A 17,521-nucleotide genomic window follows, 5' to 3' on the forward strand; every position below is an offset into this window, starting at 1 on the left:
ATCACCCCAAAATCAACAGGCACAAAAAAACCCCGACTCTCACGAGCCGGGGCTTTCGGTTGATGCGCTACAACGACTTAGCCGTTGAACACGTCATCCACGCTTTTCAGCGGGTAGTTCTTCGGATACGGCAGGGTCGCCACACCGGTCTCGATCGCGGCCTTGGCCACGGCGTCGGAGACGACGGTGATCAGGCGTGCGTCCATCGGCTTCGGAATGATGTACTCACGGCCGAACTCCAGCGCATCAACGCCGTAGGCGGCGCAGACTTCCTTCGGCACCGGCAGCTTGGCCAGGTCCTTCAGGGCGTTGGCGGCAGCGATCTTCATTTCTTCGTTGATGCGCTTGGCGCGAACGTCCAGAGCACCACGGAAGATGAACGGGAAGCCCAGTACGTTGTTGACCTGGTTCGGGTAGTCCGAACGGCCGGTGGCCATGATCACGTCGTTACGGGTGGCGTGAGCCAGTTCCGGGGAGATTTCCGGATCAGGGTTGGAGCAAGCGAAGACGATCGGGTTGGCCGCCATGCGCTTGAGTTGCTCGGCGCTCAGCAGGTTCGGGCCCGACAGGCCGACGAATACGTCAGCGCCTTCGATGGCGTCGTCCAGGGTGCGCTTCTCGGTAGGATGAGCGAACACGGCCTTGTACTGGTTCAGGTCGTCACGGCCAGCGTGGATCACGCCGGTACGGTCAACCATGAAGATGTTCTCGACCTTGGCGCCCATGCTCACCAGCAATTTCATGCAGGAGATGGCGGCAGCGCCTGCGCCCAGGCAGACGATCTTGGCGTCGGCCAGGGTTTTGCCAGCGATTTCCAGAGCGTTGATCATGCCCGCAGCGGTCACGATCGCGGTGCCGTGCTGGTCATCGTGGAATACCGGAATGTCGCACTGCTCGATCAGAGCGCGTTCGATCTCAAAGCACTCGGGTGCCTTGATGTCTTCCAGGTTGATGCCGCCGAAAGTGATGGAAATGCGTTTTACGGTGTCGATGAAGGCTTGCGGGCTTTCGGAGTCGACTTCGATGTCGAAGACGTCGATGCCGGCGAAGCGCTTGAACAGCACGCCTTTACCTTCCATGACTGGCTTGGAAGCCAGTGGGCCGAGGTTACCCAGACCCAGAATCGCGGTGCCATCGGAAATGACTGCAACCAGGTTGCCCTTGCCGGTGTACTTGTAGGCCAGTTCAGGATCGCGGGCGATCTCGCGCACTGGTTCAGCTACGCCGGGGCTGTAGGCCAGCGACAGGTCGCGGGCGGTAGCAGTGGCCTTGGTGAGCTCGACACTCAGCTTCCCTGGACGAGGATTGGCATGATATTCGAGAGCGGCAGTTTTCAGATCAGACATTTTGGCATTCCGCTTTTTTACTGTTGGACAGACTGGTCAGCGAGGATACGCGCCTCGCAAAGTCCCCACAAGACTGCCCGGTCACCCCTGTCAAGCGCCCTGCCCTACGACTTTGGGCCAAGAGCCACGGCGTACAAGGGCTGGACTGTTCACAATCGACAGAAAAAATGTCTACAACTTTTTATTCAGCGGGACGGCTGAAGCATCGAAGGATCGGTCAACGGCAACAGCCAGCGCGCCTGACCTGAATTCAGCCCACCGCGCCGGGAACGGTCCACCACCCAGCCACGGGCCTCGATCTGCTTGCCCTTCAACGCCTGCAGAGCGGCGACATCGAAGCGATCCAGCAGATTGGGTGCAACGCGCAGTACAAGCTTGTCCTGCAACTCGATCCAGATTCCGCCACGATTGCGCTGAACCTTGCTCACACGACCACTGACCAGCGCGAAACCAGAGCGCTCGATCTGCTCTGCTTTCAGTACAGGTGAGCGCCTCCACAGGCCGAGCCCGGCCTGTCGCGCACGGCGCTCGGCAGCTTGCTGGCAATCGATCAGATCGACATTCGGCGCCACCGCGACCTGGAAACCGAGACCATCGGCGAGCATTTGCGCTTCGAGGTTCTCACCCTTGGCGCTGAAAACGTGGGCCAGGGTTCGGCCGTAATGGTCTTTGGGCTGGGTGCCAAGGTGCAGACCAACCCGCCCGTCGCTCTCGGCGACCAGCGCTTCGAGACGCTTGCGCGCAACCACTGCAAACGGCTCGTCGCTACGACCCTGCTTGCCGAGTTCGGGCGTATTAAGGCCGATCATCCGCACATTGCGCCCGTCGCTCAGGCGCAGGGTGTCGCCGTCGACCACCCGCTGCACCGTGGCACCGTCCAGACCAGACGGTGCCGGGCAGAAGGCCTGGGCGGCGGAGAGCCAAATCGCGGACACAAAAAAGGCGCCCGCAAGGGACGCCTTTTTCATCAGACCGGAAAATCCGCTGAGGTTTTCCAGAATGAAGGGCCTTAGGCCTTTTTCGCGCCGAAAGCACCGAAACGGTCGGCGAACTTCTGAACGCGACCACCGGTGTCCAGAGTCTTCTGCTTACCGGTGTAGAACGGGTGGCACTCGTTGCAAACGTCGACCGCCAGGGCTTTGCCGAAGGTCGAACGGGTTTCGAACTTGTTGCCGCAGCTGCAAGTTACTGCAACTACTGGGTAATTCGGGTGGATATCGGCTTTCATGGTTTTTTCCTCAGCTGGCGTGCCGCCATCCAACACGATTGTTGAATACCGCACGTAATTAGGCCGCGGATTCTACCAGACAATCCCGATCACGCAAGCTGTCACTGAGACCGACCGTCTGCTAGGCTCCCGGCCCATTGCGCGATCCCTGTGGGAGCGAGCTTGCTCTCGAAGGCGATCTGTCAGCAACATATCAGCCGCCTGACGCACCGTTTTCGCGAGCAGCCTCGCTCCCACAGATTGAATACCAATCCCTTTTATCGTTGCTATCGAGAATCCCCCGCGTGCCCGACGCTATTCTGCGCCTCGCCCTGCCTTCGCCCCTGCGCCGCCTGTTCGACTATCGGGCCCCGGCCGGCGTGCTGCGTTCGCAGTTGCAACCGGGCATGCGCCTGCGGGTGCCGTTTGGCCGGCGGGAGATGATCGGGATTCTGGTGGAGGTCACTGACACCAGCGAAGTCCCGTTGGAGAAGCTCAAACCGGCGCTCGCCCTGCTCGACGCCACCGCACCGCTGCCGCCGGCGCTGTTCAAGCTTTGCCTGTGGACCGCCCAGTATTATCAGCACAGCCTCGGCGATACCCTGAGCTGGGCGCTGCCGGTGCTGCTGCGTCAGGGCGAACTGGCCGAGGCCCGTCAGGAACGTTTCTGGTCGGCGACTCCCGGCGCCAGCCTCGATGACCCGCGCATCGCCCGCGCCCCGCGCCAGCGTGAAGCCCTGGCGACGCTGGCCCAGCACCCTCATGGCGTCGCCCATCAGTTGCTGAGCAAACTGATGCTGAGCAAGGACAGCCTCGATCTGCTGCTGGCCAAGGATCTGGTGCAGGTCGAAGTGCGCCGCCACGCCCCCGGCGCGCGCCACGAACACTGGCTGGCCCAGCCCGAACTGCCGCTCAACGGCGAGCAGCGCGCCGCCTATGAAGCGATTCGCGCCGGGTTCGACAGTTATCACGCGTTCCTGCTGGCCGGGGTTACCGGCAGCGGCAAGACCGAAGTCTATTTGCAGTTGATCCGCGAAACCCTCGAGGCCGGCAAGCAGGCGCTGGTGCTGATACCGGAGATCAACCTCGGCCCGCAGACCCTCGCCCGTTTCGAACAACGTTTCAACGCGCGCATCGCCCTGCTGCACTCGGCGGTCAACGATCGTGATCGTCTGGATGCCTGGCTTGCCGCCCGCGATGGCGAGGCCGACATTATTATCGGCACCCGCTCGGCGCTGTTCACCCCGATGAAGAATCCGGGGCTGATCATCATCGACGAAGAACACGACGGTTCCTATAAACAGCAGGAAGGCCTGCGCTACCACGCGCGGGATCTGGCGCTGGTACGGGCGCGCCAGGAAAACATCCCGATCGTGCTCGGTTCCGCCACGCCATCGCTGGAAAGCCTGCACAACGCCTACACCGGTCGCTACGGACTGCTGCGAATGAACGAACGCGCTGGCGGTGCCAAGCCGCCACGATTCCTGCGCCTGGATGTAAAAAGTCGCCCGCTGGACAGTGGTATTTCCGGACCGATGCAACAAGCCATCGGCCAGACCCTCGCCGCCGGCCAGCAGGTATTGGTGTTCCTCAACCGCCGCGGGTTTGCCCCGACCTTGCTGTGCCACGACTGCGGCTGGATGTCCGAGTGCCAGCGCTGTGATGCGCGGATGACCGTGCATCAGCGCTATGGCGAATTGCGCTGCCACCATTGCGGTTACGTCGAGCGAGTGCCGCGCCAATGCCCGAAGTGCAACAAGGTCGATCTGCGGCCGGTGGGCGCCGGCACCGAGCGCGCCGAAGAACGGCTGGCGATTCTGTTCCCGGACTATCCGGTGCTGCGCGTCGACCGGGACAGCACCTCGCGCAAGGACGCGATGAACCAGTTGTTCGCCACCATCCAGAAAGGCCAGCCGTGCATTCTGGTCGGCACCCAGATGTTGGCCAAGGGTCACCACTTTCCTCGGGTGACGCTGGTGTCAATCCTTGATGCCGACGGCGGACTGTTCTCCGGCGACTTTCGCGCCAGCGAGCGCATGGCACAACTGATCGTGCAGGTCGCCGGACGCGCCGGGCGGGCGGAAGAGCCGGGCAAGGTGATCATCCAGACGCATCTGGCCGACCATCCTTTATTGGTGCAACTGACCGAGCAGGGTTACTTCGCCTTCGCCGAGCAGGCCCTGAGCGAACGCCGCGCCGCCGGCCTGCCGCCGTTCGCCCACCTCGCCCTGCTGCGCGCCGAAGCGCACAAGCCGGGGCAGGCCGAAGGCTTTCTTGATGAAGCGTGCAGCGAGGCCGAGCGTTTGCTGGCCGAACAGAACCTGAGCGGGATCGAACTGCTGGGACCGGTGCCAGCGCCAATGGAGCGCCGCGCCGGGCGCTTCCGCGCGCAGCTGCTGTTGCAGGCCACGGCCCGGGCGCCGCTGCACCGATTGCTGGCGAGCTGGCTGCTGGTGCTGGAACAGATGCCGAGCGGCCGGGCGGTGCGCTGGTCGCTGGATGTCGACCCCGTCGACTTGTATTGATTGATCGATTGCTATCGCTGGCAAGCCAGCGATGGCTGACGAATTGTCACCACACATCCACATCCTGCCTGCTAAGGTTGGCAAGCCCGTCTTCGCAACGGATAATGCCCAGTTTTTCCACCCGCGCATCGATGCGCCGCCGCGCTTGCGGTCGAAAGAGAAGACCATGAAAGACACCATTCGCCAGCTGATCCAACAAGCCCTCACCCAACTCGTCAACGAAGGTGTGTTGCCTGAAGGCCTGACGCCGGCGATCCAGGTGGAAAACGCCCGGGACAAGACCCACGGCGATTTCGCCAGCAACATCGCGATGATGCTGGCCAAGCCTGCGGGCATGAAGCCGCGTGACCTGGCAGAAAAAATCATCGCCGCCCTGCCGGCCGACGAGAACGTCACCAAGGCCGAAATCGCCGGCCCTGGTTTCATCAATTTCTTCCAGAACACCCAGGCGCTGGCCTCGCGCCTCGACGCCGCCCTGGCCGACGATCACGTCGGCGTGCGCAAGGCCGGCCCGGCGCAACGCACCGTGGTCGACCTGTCGGCGCCGAACCTGGCCAAAGAGATGCACGTCGGTCACCTGCGCTCGACCATCATCGGCGACGGCGTGGCCCGTGTGCTGGAGTTTCTCGGCGATACCGTGATCCGTCAGAACCACGTCGGCGACTGGGGCACCCAGTTCGGCATGCTGATGGCGTACCTGCAGGAAAACCCGATCACCAGCGACGAGCTGTCGGACCTGGAAAACTTCTACCGCGCCGCCAAGCAGCGCTTCGACGAGTCCCCGGAATTCGCCGACCGCGCCCGTGGCCTGGTGGTCAAGCTGCAGGCCGGCGATGCCGAGTGCCTGGCGCTGTGGACCAAGTTCAAGGACATCTCGCTGTCGCACTGCCAGAAGATCTACGAACTGCTCAACGTCAAACTGACCATGGCCGACGTGATGGGCGAAAGCGCCTACAACGACGACCTGATCAACGTGGTCAACGACCTGAAAGCCGCCGGCATGCTGGTCGAAAGCAACGGCGCCCAGTGCGTGTTCCTCGACGAATTCAAGAACGCCGAAGGCGAGCCGCTGCCGGTGATCATCGTCAAGGCCGACGGCGGCTACCTGTACGCCACCACCGACCTGGCCGCCGTGCGCTACCGCAGCGGCAAACTCAAGGCCGACCGTGCGCTGTACTTCGTCGACCAGCGTCAGGCCCTGCACTTCCAGCAAGTGTTCGCCGTGGCGCGCAAGGCCGGTTTCGTGACCCATCCGATGGAAATGGAGCACATGGGCTTCGGCACCATGAACGGCGCCGACGGCCGTCCGTTCAAGACCCGTGACGGCGGCACCGTGAAGCTGATCGACCTGCTGACCGAAGCGCAGGAACGTGCCTACAACCTGGTAAAGGAAAAGAACCCGACGCTGGCCGAAGACGAACTTCGCTCGATCGCCAAAGTGGTCGGCATCGGCGCGGTGAAATACGCCGACCTGTCGAAGCACCGCACCAGCGACTACAGCTTCAACTTCGACCTGATGCTCAACTTCGAAGGCAACACCGCGCCGTACCTGCTGTACGCCTACACTCGCGTGGCCGGCGTGTTCCGCAAACTGGGCAAGGATTTCAGCGAAGTCGACGGCCAGATCGTCCTCGAAGCGGCGCACGAGCAGGAACTGGCGGCCAAACTGGCGCAGTTCGGTGAAGTGCTGAACAACGTTGCGGAAAAGGGCACGCCACACACTCTGTGCACCTACCTGTACGATGTTGCCGGCCTGTTCTCCAGCTTCTACGAGAACTGCCCGATCCTCGCCGCCGAAACTCCGGCACAAATGCAAAGCCGTCTGCGCCTTGCCGCGCTGACCGGCCGTACCCTCAAGCAAGGCCTGGAACTGCTCGGCCTGGAAACCCTGGAGCGCATGTAAGTTGGCTGCCAAGAAAAAACCTGCACCCAAGCGTGGCGCCAGCCGTTACCAAGCTCCAGCGAAGCAGCCGATTCCGGGCTGGCTGTGGATGGCCATCGGCCTGACGGTTGGCGCGTTCATCGTGTTCCTGATGAAACTGGAGCCGGGCAAGGGCAGGGACACGGTCAAGCGCGAGAAAATCGAGCAACAGCAACAACAGAAAGCCACCAAGATCGCCGAGGCCAACAAGACCCCGCCGAGCCCGACGCAACCGGTGAAGCCGAAGTACGACTTCTACACCCTGCTGCCGGAATCGGAAGTGATCGTGCCGCCGGACGCGGTGCCGGAGAAAACCCTGCCGACGCCACAAGTGCCGGCGATCCCGACCACGCCGGTGACCCCGGCCGAAGCGGCGAAGATCGACACGGCGCGCGCGCAGGCGGCACTGGCCGGGATCACGCCGCCGCCAGCGCCACCGGTGACCAAGGCTGCACCGGTGACCAAATTCTTCCTGCAGGCCGGCTCGTTCCGCAAAGAGACGGATGCCGACAAGGTCCGCGCGCAGATCATTCTGCTCGGCCAGGCGGTCGCGGTTGAATCCGGGACGGTGAAGGATGAAACCTGGTACCGCGTACTGGTCGGCCCGTTCAGCAACCGCGAACAACTGACCACCGCCCAGAAACAACTGGCGGGCGCGGGCTTCAGCAACCTGTTGTTACAACAACGCCAGAGCCGCTGACAACTCCCCACTGATCGTTCCCACGCTCTGCGTGGGAATGTAGCCCGGGACCCTCCGCATCCCTTGCCGCAGGGACGCGGAGCGTCCATTGAGGCATTCCCGCGCGGAGCGTGGGAACGATCACGCTGCTTTGCGTGGGAACGACCCCACGCAAACCACCGCTCGTCCCCTCTCCCGCCCCGCAGTTGAAATCCTCTCCACCACCCCCATATGAGTGGGCATAAGGCATTTTCGCCCCGCAGTGTGGAGACTCTTCCCTTGACCACCATCGTTTCAGTCCGCCGCCACGGCAAAGTCGTCATGGGCGGCGACGGCCAGGTTTCACTCGGCAACACCGTGATGAAAGGCAACGCGAAGAAAGTTCGTCGCCTGTACCACGGTGAAGTCATTGCCGGATTCGCCGGTGCCACCGCCGACGCCTTCACCCTGTTCGAACGTTTCGAAGGCCAGCTCGAGAAACATCAGGGCCACCTGATCCGCGCTGCCGTCGAACTCGCCAAAGAATGGCGCACCGACCGCTCCCTGAGCCGCCTCGAAGCGATGCTTGCGGTCGCCAACAAGGACGCATCCCTGATCATCACCGGCAACGGTGACGTGGTCGAACCCGAGGACGGCCTGATCGCCATGGGTTCCGGTGGCGCCTATGCGCAAGCCGCCGCCAGCGCCCTGCTGAAGAAGACCGACCTGTCGGCCCGCGAAATCGTCGAGACCGCTCTCGGCATCGCCGGCGACATCTGTGTATTCACCAACCACACCCAGACCATTGAGGAGCAGGATCTCGCTGAATAAGCCTGACGCGGCCCCTGTGCCACGGCTTGTTTCTGCTTGAGGACCGTCAATTATTATGTCCATGACTCCCCGCGAAATCGTCCACGAACTCAACCGCCACATCATCGGCCAGGACGATGCCAAGCGCGCTGTCGCGATTGCCCTGCGCAACCGCTGGCGCCGCATGCAGCTGCCTGAAGAGCTGCGCGTTGAAGTGACCCCGAAGAACATCCTGATGATCGGCCCGACCGGTGTCGGTAAAACCGAAATCGCCCGTCGCCTGGCCAAGCTGGCCAACGCACCGTTCATCAAGGTCGAAGCGACCAAGTTCACCGAAGTCGGCTACGTCGGCCGTGACGTCGAATCGATCATCCGTGATCTGGCCGATGCCGCAATCAAGATGCTGCGCGAGCAGGAAATGACCCGCGTTCGTCACCGCGCCGAAGACGCCGCCGAGGACCGTATCCTCGACGCCCTGCTGCCACCGGCACGCATGGGCTTCGGCAACGAAGAAGCGCCGACCCAGGATTCCAACACTCGCCAACTGTTCCGCAAGCGCCTGCGCGAAGGTCAGTTGGACGACAAGGAAATCGAGATCGAAGTCGCCGAAATGGCCGGCATCGAAATCGCCACGCCTCCGGGCATGGAAGAAATGACCAACCAGTTGCAGAACCTGTTCGCCAACATGGGCAAGGGCAAGAAGAAGGCCCGCAAGCTCAAGGTCAAGGAAGCGCTGAAACTGGTGCGCGATGAAGAAGCCGGTCGTCTGGTCAACGAAGAAGAGTTGAAGGCCAAGGCCCTGGAAGCGGTCGAGCAGCACGGCATCGTGTTCATCGACGAAATCGACAAGGTCGCCAAGCGCGGCAATGTCGGTGGTGCCGATGTATCCCGCGAAGGCGTGCAACGTGACCTGCTGCCGCTGATCGAAGGCTGCACCGTCAACACCAAGCTGGGCATGGTCAAGACCGACCACATCCTGTTCATCGCCTCCGGTGCTTTCCACCTGAGCAAGCCGAGCGATCTGGTGCCGGAGCTGCAAGGCCGTCTGCCGATCCGCGTTGAACTCAAGGCCCTGAGCCCGCAGGATTTCGAACGCATCCTCAGCGAACCGCACGCCTCGCTCACCGAGCAATACTGCGCGCTGCTGAAAACCGAAGGCCTGAACATCCAGTTCCAGCCCGAAGGCATCAAGCGTCTGGCGGAGATCGCCTGGCAGGTCAACGAGAAGACCGAGAACATCGGTGCCCGTCGCCTGCACACGCTGCTCGAGCGTCTGCTGGAAGAGGTGTCGTTCAGTGCCGGCGATCTGGCCAGCGCCCACGATGACACGGCTATCCAGATCGACGCCGAGTACGTCAACAGCCACCTGGGCGAATTGGCGCAGAACGAAGACCTGTCCCGTTATATCCTGTAAGCCATACTTACAGTAGTAGCGGACCCTGTGGGAGCGAGCTTGCTCGCGAAGAGGCCGTGTCAGTCGATATCAATGTTGTCTGACACACCGCTTTCGCGAGCAAGCTCGCTCCCACATTTGCTTAAGGGTCGCCCACACTTCGGATGCCAGCCCATGACCCAACTCCCCACCGACATCAAACTGCACAAAGCCTCGAAAACCCTGTCGCTCAAATACGCGTCCGGCGAGGAATACACCCTGCCCGCCGAATTCCTGCGCGTACATTCCCCCTCCGCCGAGGTCCAGGGCCACGGCAAACCGATCCTGCAATTCGGCAAACTGCATGTCGGCCTGACCAAGGTAGAACCGGCCGGTCAGTACGCACTGAAACTGACCTTCGACGACGGTCACGACAGCGGTCTGTTCACCTGGGATTACCTGTACGAGCTGGGGCGACGTTATGACGCACTCTGGGCGGATTATCTGGCCGAACTCAAAGCCGCCGGCAAAACCCGCGACCCGGATCAGTCCGTCGTCAAGCTGATGCTCTAGTCCGCGGCTCGGACTGTTTAGAGGGCATTTTCTAGATTCATCTGTTTGAATGCTCCGCTAAAGCGGCCCGGGATCGGCTGCTTGCGAAAAAAATCAATCTCGGGTAACCAATGGAACTGGCAAGTTCCCTGCAGTGCTCTACGACTGTAAAGCAGCTATGCAGAATCAACGGTCACCCGAGCAGTAGTACCTGGCATTGGCTGTGGAACTGCACAGCAGAAACCGGGTACTCGTCTCAGGACAATGGAGCGTCGTAGATGAGTAACAAGAATAACGATGATTTGAAGTACCAGGCCTCGGAGAACACCCTGGGGCTGAATCCTGTCGTTGGGCTTCGCGGAAAGGATCTGCTGGCCTCTGCTCGAATGGTGCTGACCCAGGCCATCAAACAACCGATCCATAGCGTCACGCACGTCACCCGGTTCGGCCTCGAACTGAAGAACGTGCTGTTCGGCAAATCGGAACTGCAACCGGCGGGCGATGACCGTCGCTTTGTCGATCCGGCGTGGAGTCAGAACCCGCTGTACAAACGTTATCTGCAGACTTATCTGGCATGGCGCAAGGAACTCCATGCCTGGATCGACGACAGCAGCCTCTCGCCCAAGGACATCGCGCGTGGCCACTTCGTGATCAACCTGATGACCGAAGCCATGGCGCCGACCAACAGCATGGCCAACCCGGCGGCGGTCAAACGCTTCTTCGAGACCGGCGGCAAGAGCCTGCTCGACGGTCTCTCGCATCTGGCCAAGGATCTGGTGCACAACGGCGGCATGCCGAGCCAGGTCAACATGGGCGCGTTCGAGGTCGGCAAGAGCCTGGGCGTGACCGAAGGCGCGGTGGTATTTCGCAACGACGTGCTGGAACTGATCCAGTACAAGCCGATCACCGAGCAAGTGCACGAGCGCCCGCTGCTGGTGGTGCCGCCGCAGATCAACAAGTTCTACGTCTTCGACCTGAGCCCGGACAAGAGCCTGGCGCGTTTCTGCCTGCGCAACAATGTGCAGACCTTCATCGTCAGCTGGCGCAACCCGACCAAGGAACAGCGCGAGTGGGGCCTCTCGACTTACATCGAAGCTCTGAAGGAAGCGGTTGACGTGGTCACCGCGATCACCGGCAGCAAGGACGTCAACATGCTCGGCGCCTGCTCCGGCGGCATCACCTGCACCGCCCTGCTCGGCCACTATGCGGCGACGGGTGAGAACAAGGTCAATGCCCTGACCCTGCTGGTCAGCGTGCTCGATACCACGCTCGACAGCGACGTCGCGTTGTTCGTCGACGAGCAGACGCTGGAAATGGCCAAGCGGCACTCCTATCAGGCCGGTGTGCTTGAAGGCAAAGACATGGCCAAGGTCTTCGCCTGGATGCGCCCCAACGATCTGATCTGGAACTACTGGGTCAACAACTACCTGCTGGGCAACGAGCCGCCGGTGTTCGACATCCTGTTCTGGAACAACGATACGACTCGACTGCCGGCCGCGTTCCACGGCGACCTGATCGAGATGTTCAAAAACAATCCATTGACCCGCCCCGATGCACTGGAAGTGTGCGGCACGCCGATCGACCTCAAGAAGGTCACGGCCGACATCTTCTCGCTGGCCGGCACCAACGACCACATCACGCCGTGGAAGTCCTGCTACAAGTCGGCGCAGCTGTTTGGCGGCAAGGTGGAGTTCGTGCTGTCCAGCAGCGGGCATATCCAGAGCATTCTGAACCCGCCGGGCAACCCGAAATCGCGCTACATGACCAGCGACGAAATGACCGCCAATGCCGATGACTGGCAGGAAAACTCGACCAAGCATGCCGATTCCTGGTGGCTGCACTGGCAAGCCTGGCAGGCGGCACGTTCGGGCGAATTGAAAAAGGCACCGACGAAGCTGGGCAACAAGGCGTTCCCGGCAGGCGAAGCGTCGCCGGGCACTTACGTTCACGAGCGGTAACCGACATCTGTGGGAGCGAGCTTGCTCCGGGCGGCGTTCCGACGAAGGCGGACTGACATTCAATATTGAAGTCGACTGATCCGCCGCTTTCGCGAGCAAGCTCGCTCCCACAGTTAAAGATGAGATAGAGATTTCACCCACAGGGCCTTGAAGCATGCCGCACCCGTTCATCTTTCGAACCGTCGAGCTCGATGGCCAGACCATCCGCACGGCGGTCCGCCCCGGCAAGCCTCACTTGACGCCCTTGCTGATATTCAACGGCATCGGCGCCAACCTGGAGCTGGTGTTTCCTTTTGTCGCGGCGCTGGATCCGGATCTGGAAGTGATCGCCTTCGACGTGCCCGGTGTCGGCGGTTCCTCGACGCCGAGCCGACCGTACCGTTTTCCGGGGCTGGCGAAGCTCACCGCACGGATGCTCGATTACCTCGACTACGGACAGGTCAACGTGATCGGCGTGTCCTGGGGTGGTGCACTGGCGCAGCAGTTCGCCTACGACTATCCCGAGCGCTGCAAGAAGCTGGTGCTGGCGGCGACCGCTGCCGGTGCGGTGATGGTGCCGGGCAAGCCGAAAGTGCTGTGGATGATGGCCAGCCCACGTCGCTACATCCAGCCGTCCCATGTGATCCGCATCGCCCCGATGATCTACGGCGGCTCGTTCCGTCGCGACCCGACACTCGCCGCCAGCCATGCGGCCAAGGTGCGCTCGGCGGGCAAGCTCGGCTACTACTGGCAACTGTTCGCAGGCCTGGGCTGGACCAGCATTCACTGGCTGCACAAGATCCACCAACCGACGCTGGTGCTGGCCGGCGATGACGACCCGCTGATCCCGCTGATCAACATGCGCATGCTCGCCTGGCGAATCCCCAACGCGCAGTTGCACATCATCGACGACGGGCATCTGTTCCTGATTACCCGGGCCGAGGCGGTGGCGCCGATCATCATGAAGTTCCTCCAGGAGGAACGTCAGCGTGCGGTGATGCATCCGCACCCGACACCGCTGGGCGGATAACCCTCCCGGCACGGATTTCTGGAGAGCGTTTTGCAACGCATCCGCACAGGTGCGTGGCAGGGAGCCACGCAGGCAACAACCCGCAACAGCGTCTATGGTGTTCTGGTTCGGTGTGTTTGTTTCTGGCCTGAAGACGAAGGAGTGTTGAGTCATGCGTGACAAACCAGCGACGGGCGTCGTGCCCAGCCCCGCCGTGTTCATCAATGCACAGAGTGCCATGACCGGCCTGCGCGGTCGTGACCTGGTCTCGACCTTGCGCAGCGTGGCGGCTTACGGGCTGCGCAATCCGATCCACAGTGCAAAACACGCCTTGAAGCTGGGAGGCGCGCTCGGACGCGTGCTGCTCGGCGAAACCCTGCACCCGACCAATCCGCAGGACAGCCGCTTCGCCGATCCGGCGTGGAGCCTGAACCCGTTCTATCGGCGCAGCCTTCAGGCTTATCTGGCCTGGCAGAAACAGGTCAAGAGCTGGATCGACGAGAGCAGCATGAGCGACGACGACCGCGCCCGCGCGCACTTCGCCTTCACCCTGCTCAACGACGCCGTGGCGCCCTCCAACACCCTGCTCAATCCGCTGGCGGTGAAGGAGCTGTTCAACTCCGGCGGCCACAGTCTGGTGCGCGGTCTCAGTCATCTGTTCGATGATTTGCTGCACAACGACGGCCTGCCACGCCAGGTCACCAAACAGGCTTTCGAAGTCGGCAAGACCGTCGCCACCACCACCGGCTCGGTGGTGTTTCGCAACGAAATGCTCGAGCTGATCCAGTACCGGCCGATGAGCGAAAAACAGTATTCGAAACCGCTGCTGGTGGTGCCGCCGCAAATCAACAAGTACTACATTTTCGACCTCAGCCCGAGCAACAGCTTCGTCCAGTTTGCGCTGAAGAACGGCTTGCAGACCTTCATGATCAGTTGGCGCAACCCGGATGTGCGGCATCGCGAATGGGGCCTCTCGACCTATGTCGAAGCCGTGGAAGAAGCCATGAACATCTGCCGGGCGATCACCGGCGCTCGCGAGGTCAACCTGGTGGGCGCCTGCGCCGGCGGGCTGACCATCGCAGCGCTGCAAGGGCATCTGCAGGCCAAGCGGCAGTTGCGGCGGGTCTCCAGCGCCACTTATCTGGTGAGTCTGCTCGACAGTGAAATGAACACCCCGGCCACCCTGTTCGCCGATGAGCAAACGCTCGAGGCGGCCAAGCGACGCTCCTATCAGAAAGGCGTGCTGGACGGTCGCGACATGGCCAAGGTGTTCGCGTGGATGCGTCCCAACGATCTGATCTGGAGTTATTTCGTCAACAACTACCTGCTGGGCAAGGAGCCGCCGGCGTTCGACATCCTCTACTGGAACAACGACAGCACCCGCCTGCCCGCCGCGTTTCACGGCGACATTCTGGATTTCTTCAAGCACAACCCGTTGACCCATCCGGGCGGGCTGGAAGTGTGCGGCACGCCGATCGATCTGCAGAAGGTCACGGTCGACAGTTTCAGCGTGGGCGGCATGAACGACCACATCACGCCGTGGGATGCGGTGTATCGCTCGACGCTGTTGCTGGGCGGTGAGCGGCGTTTCGTGCTGTCCAACAGCGGTCACGTGCAGAGCATCCTCAACCCGCCGGGCAACCCGAAAGCCCATTACGTCGAGAACGGAAAGCTCAGCAGTGATCCGCGCGCCTGGTACTACGACGCCAGGAAAGTCGAAGGCAGCTGGTGGCCGCAATGGCTGGAGTGGGTGCAGCAGCGCTCCGGCACCCTTCGCGAAACCCAGATGCCCCTCGGCAACGCCAATTATCCACCGATGGAAGCGGCACCCGGCACCTATGTGCGTGTGCGCTGACTGACTCAAGCCCTTTAAGAAGACTGGATGAAAACAAGCGAACGGATCCTCGAATGTGCCCTGCAGTTGTTCAATGAAAAGGGCGAGCCGAACGTCTCCACCATGGAGGTTGCCAATGAAATGGGGATCAGCCCAGGCAACCTCTACTACCACTTCCACGGCAAGGAACCGCTGATTCTCGGATTGTTCGAGCGCTTCCAGAACGACCTCGCCCCGCTGCTCGACCCGCCCGCCGATGTCGAACTGGCGCCAGAGGATTACTGGCTGTTCCTGCACCTGATCGTCGAACGGCTGGCGCAATATCGCTTCCTGTTCCAGGACCTGTCGAACCTGGCCGGACGTCTGCCGAAACTCGCCAAGGGCATTCGCCAGTTCCTCAACGTGCTCAAGCGCACGCTGGCGTCATTGCTGGCGCGGCTGAAGGCGTCGGGGCAACTGGTCAGCGACACTCAGGCGCTGGGGCAACTGGTGGAGCAGATCACCATGACGTTGCTGTTCTCGCTGGACTATCAGCGGATTCTCGATCGCGAAGGGGAAGTGCGACTGGTGGTGTACCAGATCATGATGCTGGTGGCGCCACACCTGTTGCCGCCGGTGAAGGTGGCGACGGAGAGAATGGCGCGGCAGTACCTCGAAGATCACGAATAACGCCAAAGCCCTCTCCTTTGAGGAGAAGGATGGCTTCCAAATCATCCAGACAAAAACGCCCGACCTTCACAGGCCGGGCGTTTTCTTGAGCCCTGAAAAATCAGGACTGACTGGTCGGCGTCGACGGAGTCGATGCAGCAGTCGGAGCAGGCGCCGGGGTTGGAGCCGAGGCGGAGTTCGACGTGCTTGCCAGTGCTTGCGGTGTGGTCACCGGTTTTGGTGCTGCAGCTTTCGGCGCAGCGGCTTTCGGCGCGGCCGGTTTTTTCACTGCCGGTTTTTTCGCCGCAGCCGGTTTGGCGGCAGGCTTGGCAGCGGGTTTGGCGGCAGCGGTTTTCGCTGCTGGCTTGGCCGCAGGTTTGGCGGCTGGTTTTGCAGCCGGCTTGGCGGCGGCCTTGGCAGCAACCGGTTTGGCCGCGGCTTTCGCAGCAGGCTTGGCGGCAGCAGTTTTGGCTGCTGGTTTTGCGGCCGGTTTGGCGGCTTTAGCCAGTGGCTTGGCAGCGGTTTTGGCTGCAGGCTTGGCTGCTGCGGTTTTGGCCGCGACAGGCTGAGCTTTCAGGCCGGTGAGTTTTTCGATCTGTTTGGTCAGGGTATCGACCTTCTTGTGCAGATCCTTCACCTCGTTGCGGCTCGGTACGCCCAGGCGCGAGATCGCACTGTTCAGGCGCTTGTCGAAAGCCCCTTCCAGTTGATCCCAGGTGCCCAGCGCGCGATCTTTCACGCCGCTGATGCGCGATTTTGCCGAGCTTGCAGAATCCTTGGCAGCATCAACTTTCTTGCCGACTGCAGCCTTGGTGAGCTTCTCGGCTTTCTCGCCGTCTTTGACCAATGTATCGAAGAGTTTGCTGCCGTCAGTGTCGATCTTCGAGTACACGCCTAAACCAGCCAGCCAGATCTTGCGGGAATAGTCTTCGACTTTTCCGATCCACGAGCTGCCTTCTTTATCGGTGTTCTTTTTACCAGCCATCCCGTTCTCCTTAAGATTTACGCGCGACGCGTTCGAGCAATGCCGTCAGCTCATCGAGCTTAGCAGAGAGTGCCTCAACGTCATGTTTAGACGGAATGCCGATACGATTCAAGGCACTGGCGACACGCGTGTCGAACGCCTTCTCGACCTTGTCGAGCTGAACTTCGACCCGGCCTTTGAAAGAGCTGACTTCGCTCTTGGCATCATCGATCTCGGCGTTGGCCGCTTCGAGTTTTTCGGTGACGGCTTTTTTGCCTTTCTTTTCAACAGTTTGACCAGCCTTGATCAGCTCTTGAAAGTACTCGCTGCCCTCCTGACCGACCTTGGTGTAGGCACCCAGGCCTGCCAGCCAGATCTTGCGGGCATAGGATTTGACGTCGCTCAGAGCGGAAGTCGAAGCGTCGATTTTTTTCTTCAAAATGACTTTGGCCATGGTGCACCTCACGCGCAGAAGGTTTGAGGAACTGCCCTGACAAGTGTCGGGCTCAGGCACAAAGTAGGGAGAAAAATTAGAAACGGCACCCTAACAACTGACATAAACAGGTGGGCACACCACAAAACAAATGTGGGAGCGAGCTTGCTCCGGGCGGCGATCCGACGAAGGCGTTGTATCAGCCAACATTTCAGTCAGCAGACAGTCCGCATTCGCGAGCAAGCTCGCTTGTATGCTGGTACTTGAAGGGAGGAGGAGGGACAAGGCTCGATTCTGACTGTTGG

Annotated in this window: 15 protein-coding genes; 10 read left to right on the plus strand and 5 right to left on the minus strand. The window is 61.4% G+C overall.

What is annotated here, in order from left to right; genetic code table 11:
* Positions 1–77: 77 nt before the first annotated feature.
* From MKZ87_RS27050 to rpmE, 3 genes are all read right to left on the minus strand, one after another.
* A complete protein-coding gene (locus MKZ87_RS27050; protein WP_085698113.1) occupies positions 78–1,346 on the minus strand; it encodes a malic enzyme-like NAD(P)-binding protein in 1,269 nt (422 codons plus the stop codon).
* A gap of 185 nt (positions 1,347–1,531) precedes the next feature.
* Complete coding sequence (locus tag MKZ87_RS27055; protein WP_085704936.1) at positions 1,532–2,314, minus strand: thermonuclease family protein; 783 nt, start codon at positions 2,312–2,314, stop codon at positions 1,532–1,534.
* 41 nt (positions 2,315–2,355) lie between these two features.
* The gene (rpmE, locus tag MKZ87_RS27060) at positions 2,356–2,574 is read right to left on the minus strand and encodes a 50S ribosomal protein L31 (protein ID WP_085698111.1); all 219 of its coding nucleotides are present in this window, start codon (positions 2,572–2,574) and stop codon (positions 2,356–2,358) included.
* 284 nt (positions 2,575–2,858) lie between these two features.
* On the opposite strand from rpmE, the gene MKZ87_RS27065 reads away from it, so the two are divergent.
* From MKZ87_RS27065 to MKZ87_RS27110, 10 genes are all read left to right on the plus strand, one after another.
* Positions 2,859–5,078, plus strand: coding sequence for a primosomal protein N' (locus MKZ87_RS27065; RefSeq protein WP_085704934.1), 2,220 nt, complete (start codon positions 2,859–2,861; stop codon positions 5,076–5,078).
* Between the two features lie 166 nt (positions 5,079–5,244).
* Positions 5,245–6,981, plus strand: coding sequence for an arginine--tRNA ligase (gene argS / locus MKZ87_RS27070; RefSeq protein WP_085704997.1), 1,737 nt, complete (start codon positions 5,245–5,247; stop codon positions 6,979–6,981).
* 1 nt (position 6,982) lies between these two features.
* Entirely contained in the window at positions 6,983–7,699 is a 717-nt protein-coding gene (locus MKZ87_RS27075; RefSeq protein WP_085704932.1) for an SPOR domain-containing protein, read from the plus strand.
* 258 nt (positions 7,700–7,957) lie between these two features.
* The gene (hslV, locus tag MKZ87_RS27080; protein ID WP_039772440.1) at positions 7,958–8,488 is read left to right on the plus strand and encodes an ATP-dependent protease subunit HslV; all 531 of its coding nucleotides are present in this window, start codon (positions 7,958–7,960) and stop codon (positions 8,486–8,488) included.
* A gap of 55 nt (positions 8,489–8,543) precedes the next feature.
* Positions 8,544–9,881, plus strand: coding sequence for an ATP-dependent protease ATPase subunit HslU (hslU, locus tag MKZ87_RS27085; protein WP_085704930.1), 1,338 nt, complete (start codon positions 8,544–8,546; stop codon positions 9,879–9,881).
* A 153-nt stretch (positions 9,882–10,034) separates the two neighbouring features.
* A complete protein-coding gene (locus MKZ87_RS27090; protein ID WP_085698107.1) occupies positions 10,035–10,412 on the plus strand; it encodes a gamma-butyrobetaine hydroxylase-like domain-containing protein in 378 nt (125 codons plus the stop codon).
* Positions 10,413–10,669: 257 nt separating this feature from the next.
* On the plus strand, positions 10,670–12,349 hold the full coding sequence (gene phaC / locus MKZ87_RS27095) for a class II poly(R)-hydroxyalkanoic acid synthase (protein WP_085698106.1): 1,680 nt from the start codon (positions 10,670–10,672) through the stop codon (positions 12,347–12,349).
* Positions 12,350–12,503: 154 nt separating this feature from the next.
* A complete protein-coding gene (gene phaZ, locus MKZ87_RS27100) occupies positions 12,504–13,358 on the plus strand; it encodes a poly(3-hydroxyalkanoate) depolymerase (protein ID WP_007952412.1) in 855 nt (284 codons plus the stop codon).
* 151 nt (positions 13,359–13,509) lie between these two features.
* Complete coding sequence (phaC, locus tag MKZ87_RS27105) at positions 13,510–15,192, plus strand: class II poly(R)-hydroxyalkanoic acid synthase (protein ID WP_085698105.1); 1,683 nt, start codon at positions 13,510–13,512, stop codon at positions 15,190–15,192.
* 27 nt (positions 15,193–15,219) lie between these two features.
* Positions 15,220–15,840 (plus strand): TetR/AcrR family transcriptional regulator, encoded by a 621-nt coding sequence (locus MKZ87_RS27110; protein WP_085698104.1) that lies wholly within the window; start codon positions 15,220–15,222, stop codon positions 15,838–15,840.
* Between the two features lie 100 nt (positions 15,841–15,940).
* Here the strand turns inward: MKZ87_RS27110 and MKZ87_RS27115 are convergent, their stop codons facing one another.
* Together MKZ87_RS27115 and MKZ87_RS27120 are read right to left on the minus strand one after the other, a co-directional pair.
* Positions 15,941–16,804 carry a phasin family protein gene (locus MKZ87_RS27115; RefSeq protein ID WP_085698103.1) on the minus strand — a complete coding sequence of 288 codons (864 nt, stop codon included), beginning with the start codon at positions 16,802–16,804 and terminating at the stop codon, positions 15,941–15,943.
* Positions 16,805–16,814: 10 nt separating this feature from the next.
* Positions 16,815–17,237 carry a phasin family protein gene (locus MKZ87_RS27120; protein ID WP_085698102.1) on the minus strand — a complete coding sequence of 141 codons (423 nt, stop codon included), beginning with the start codon at positions 17,235–17,237 and terminating at the stop codon, positions 16,815–16,817.
* Positions 17,238–17,521 lie beyond the last annotated feature (284 nt).

It is taken from the genome of Pseudomonas sp. MCal1, assembly GCF_026341415.1.
Classification (GTDB): Bacteria; Pseudomonadota; Gammaproteobacteria; order Pseudomonadales; family Pseudomonadaceae; genus Aquipseudomonas.

Coding starts and splice junctions, on each gene's coding strand:
- MKZ87_RS27050 (WP_085698113.1), bottom strand. CDS start 1,346: ATGTCTGATCTGAAAACTGCCGCTCTCGAATATCATGCCAATCCTCGT.
- MKZ87_RS27055 (WP_085704936.1), bottom strand. CDS start 2,314: ATGAAAAAGGCGTCCCTTGCGGGCGCCTTTTTTGTGTCCGCGATTTGG.
- rpmE (WP_085698111.1), bottom strand. CDS start 2,574: ATGAAAGCCGATATCCACCCGAATTACCCAGTAGTTGCAGTAACTTGC.
- argS (WP_085704997.1), top strand. CDS start 5,245: ATGAAAGACACCATTCGCCAGCTGATCCAACAAGCCCTCACCCAACTC.
- hslU (WP_085704930.1), top strand. CDS start 8,544: ATGTCCATGACTCCCCGCGAAATCGTCCACGAACTCAACCGCCACATC.
- MKZ87_RS27090 (WP_085698107.1), top strand. CDS start 10,035: ATGACCCAACTCCCCACCGACATCAAACTGCACAAAGCCTCGAAAACC.
- phaC (WP_085698106.1), top strand. CDS start 10,670: ATGAGTAACAAGAATAACGATGATTTGAAGTACCAGGCCTCGGAGAAC.
- phaZ (WP_007952412.1), top strand. CDS start 12,504: ATGCCGCACCCGTTCATCTTTCGAACCGTCGAGCTCGATGGCCAGACC.
- phaC (WP_085698105.1), top strand. CDS start 13,510: ATGCGTGACAAACCAGCGACGGGCGTCGTGCCCAGCCCCGCCGTGTTC.
- MKZ87_RS27110 (WP_085698104.1), top strand. CDS start 15,220: ATGAAAACAAGCGAACGGATCCTCGAATGTGCCCTGCAGTTGTTCAAT.
- MKZ87_RS27115 (WP_085698103.1), bottom strand. CDS start 16,804: ATGGCTGGTAAAAAGAACACCGATAAAGAAGGCAGCTCGTGGATCGGA.
- MKZ87_RS27120 (WP_085698102.1), bottom strand. CDS start 17,237: ATGGCCAAAGTCATTTTGAAGAAAAAAATCGACGCTTCGACTTCCGCT.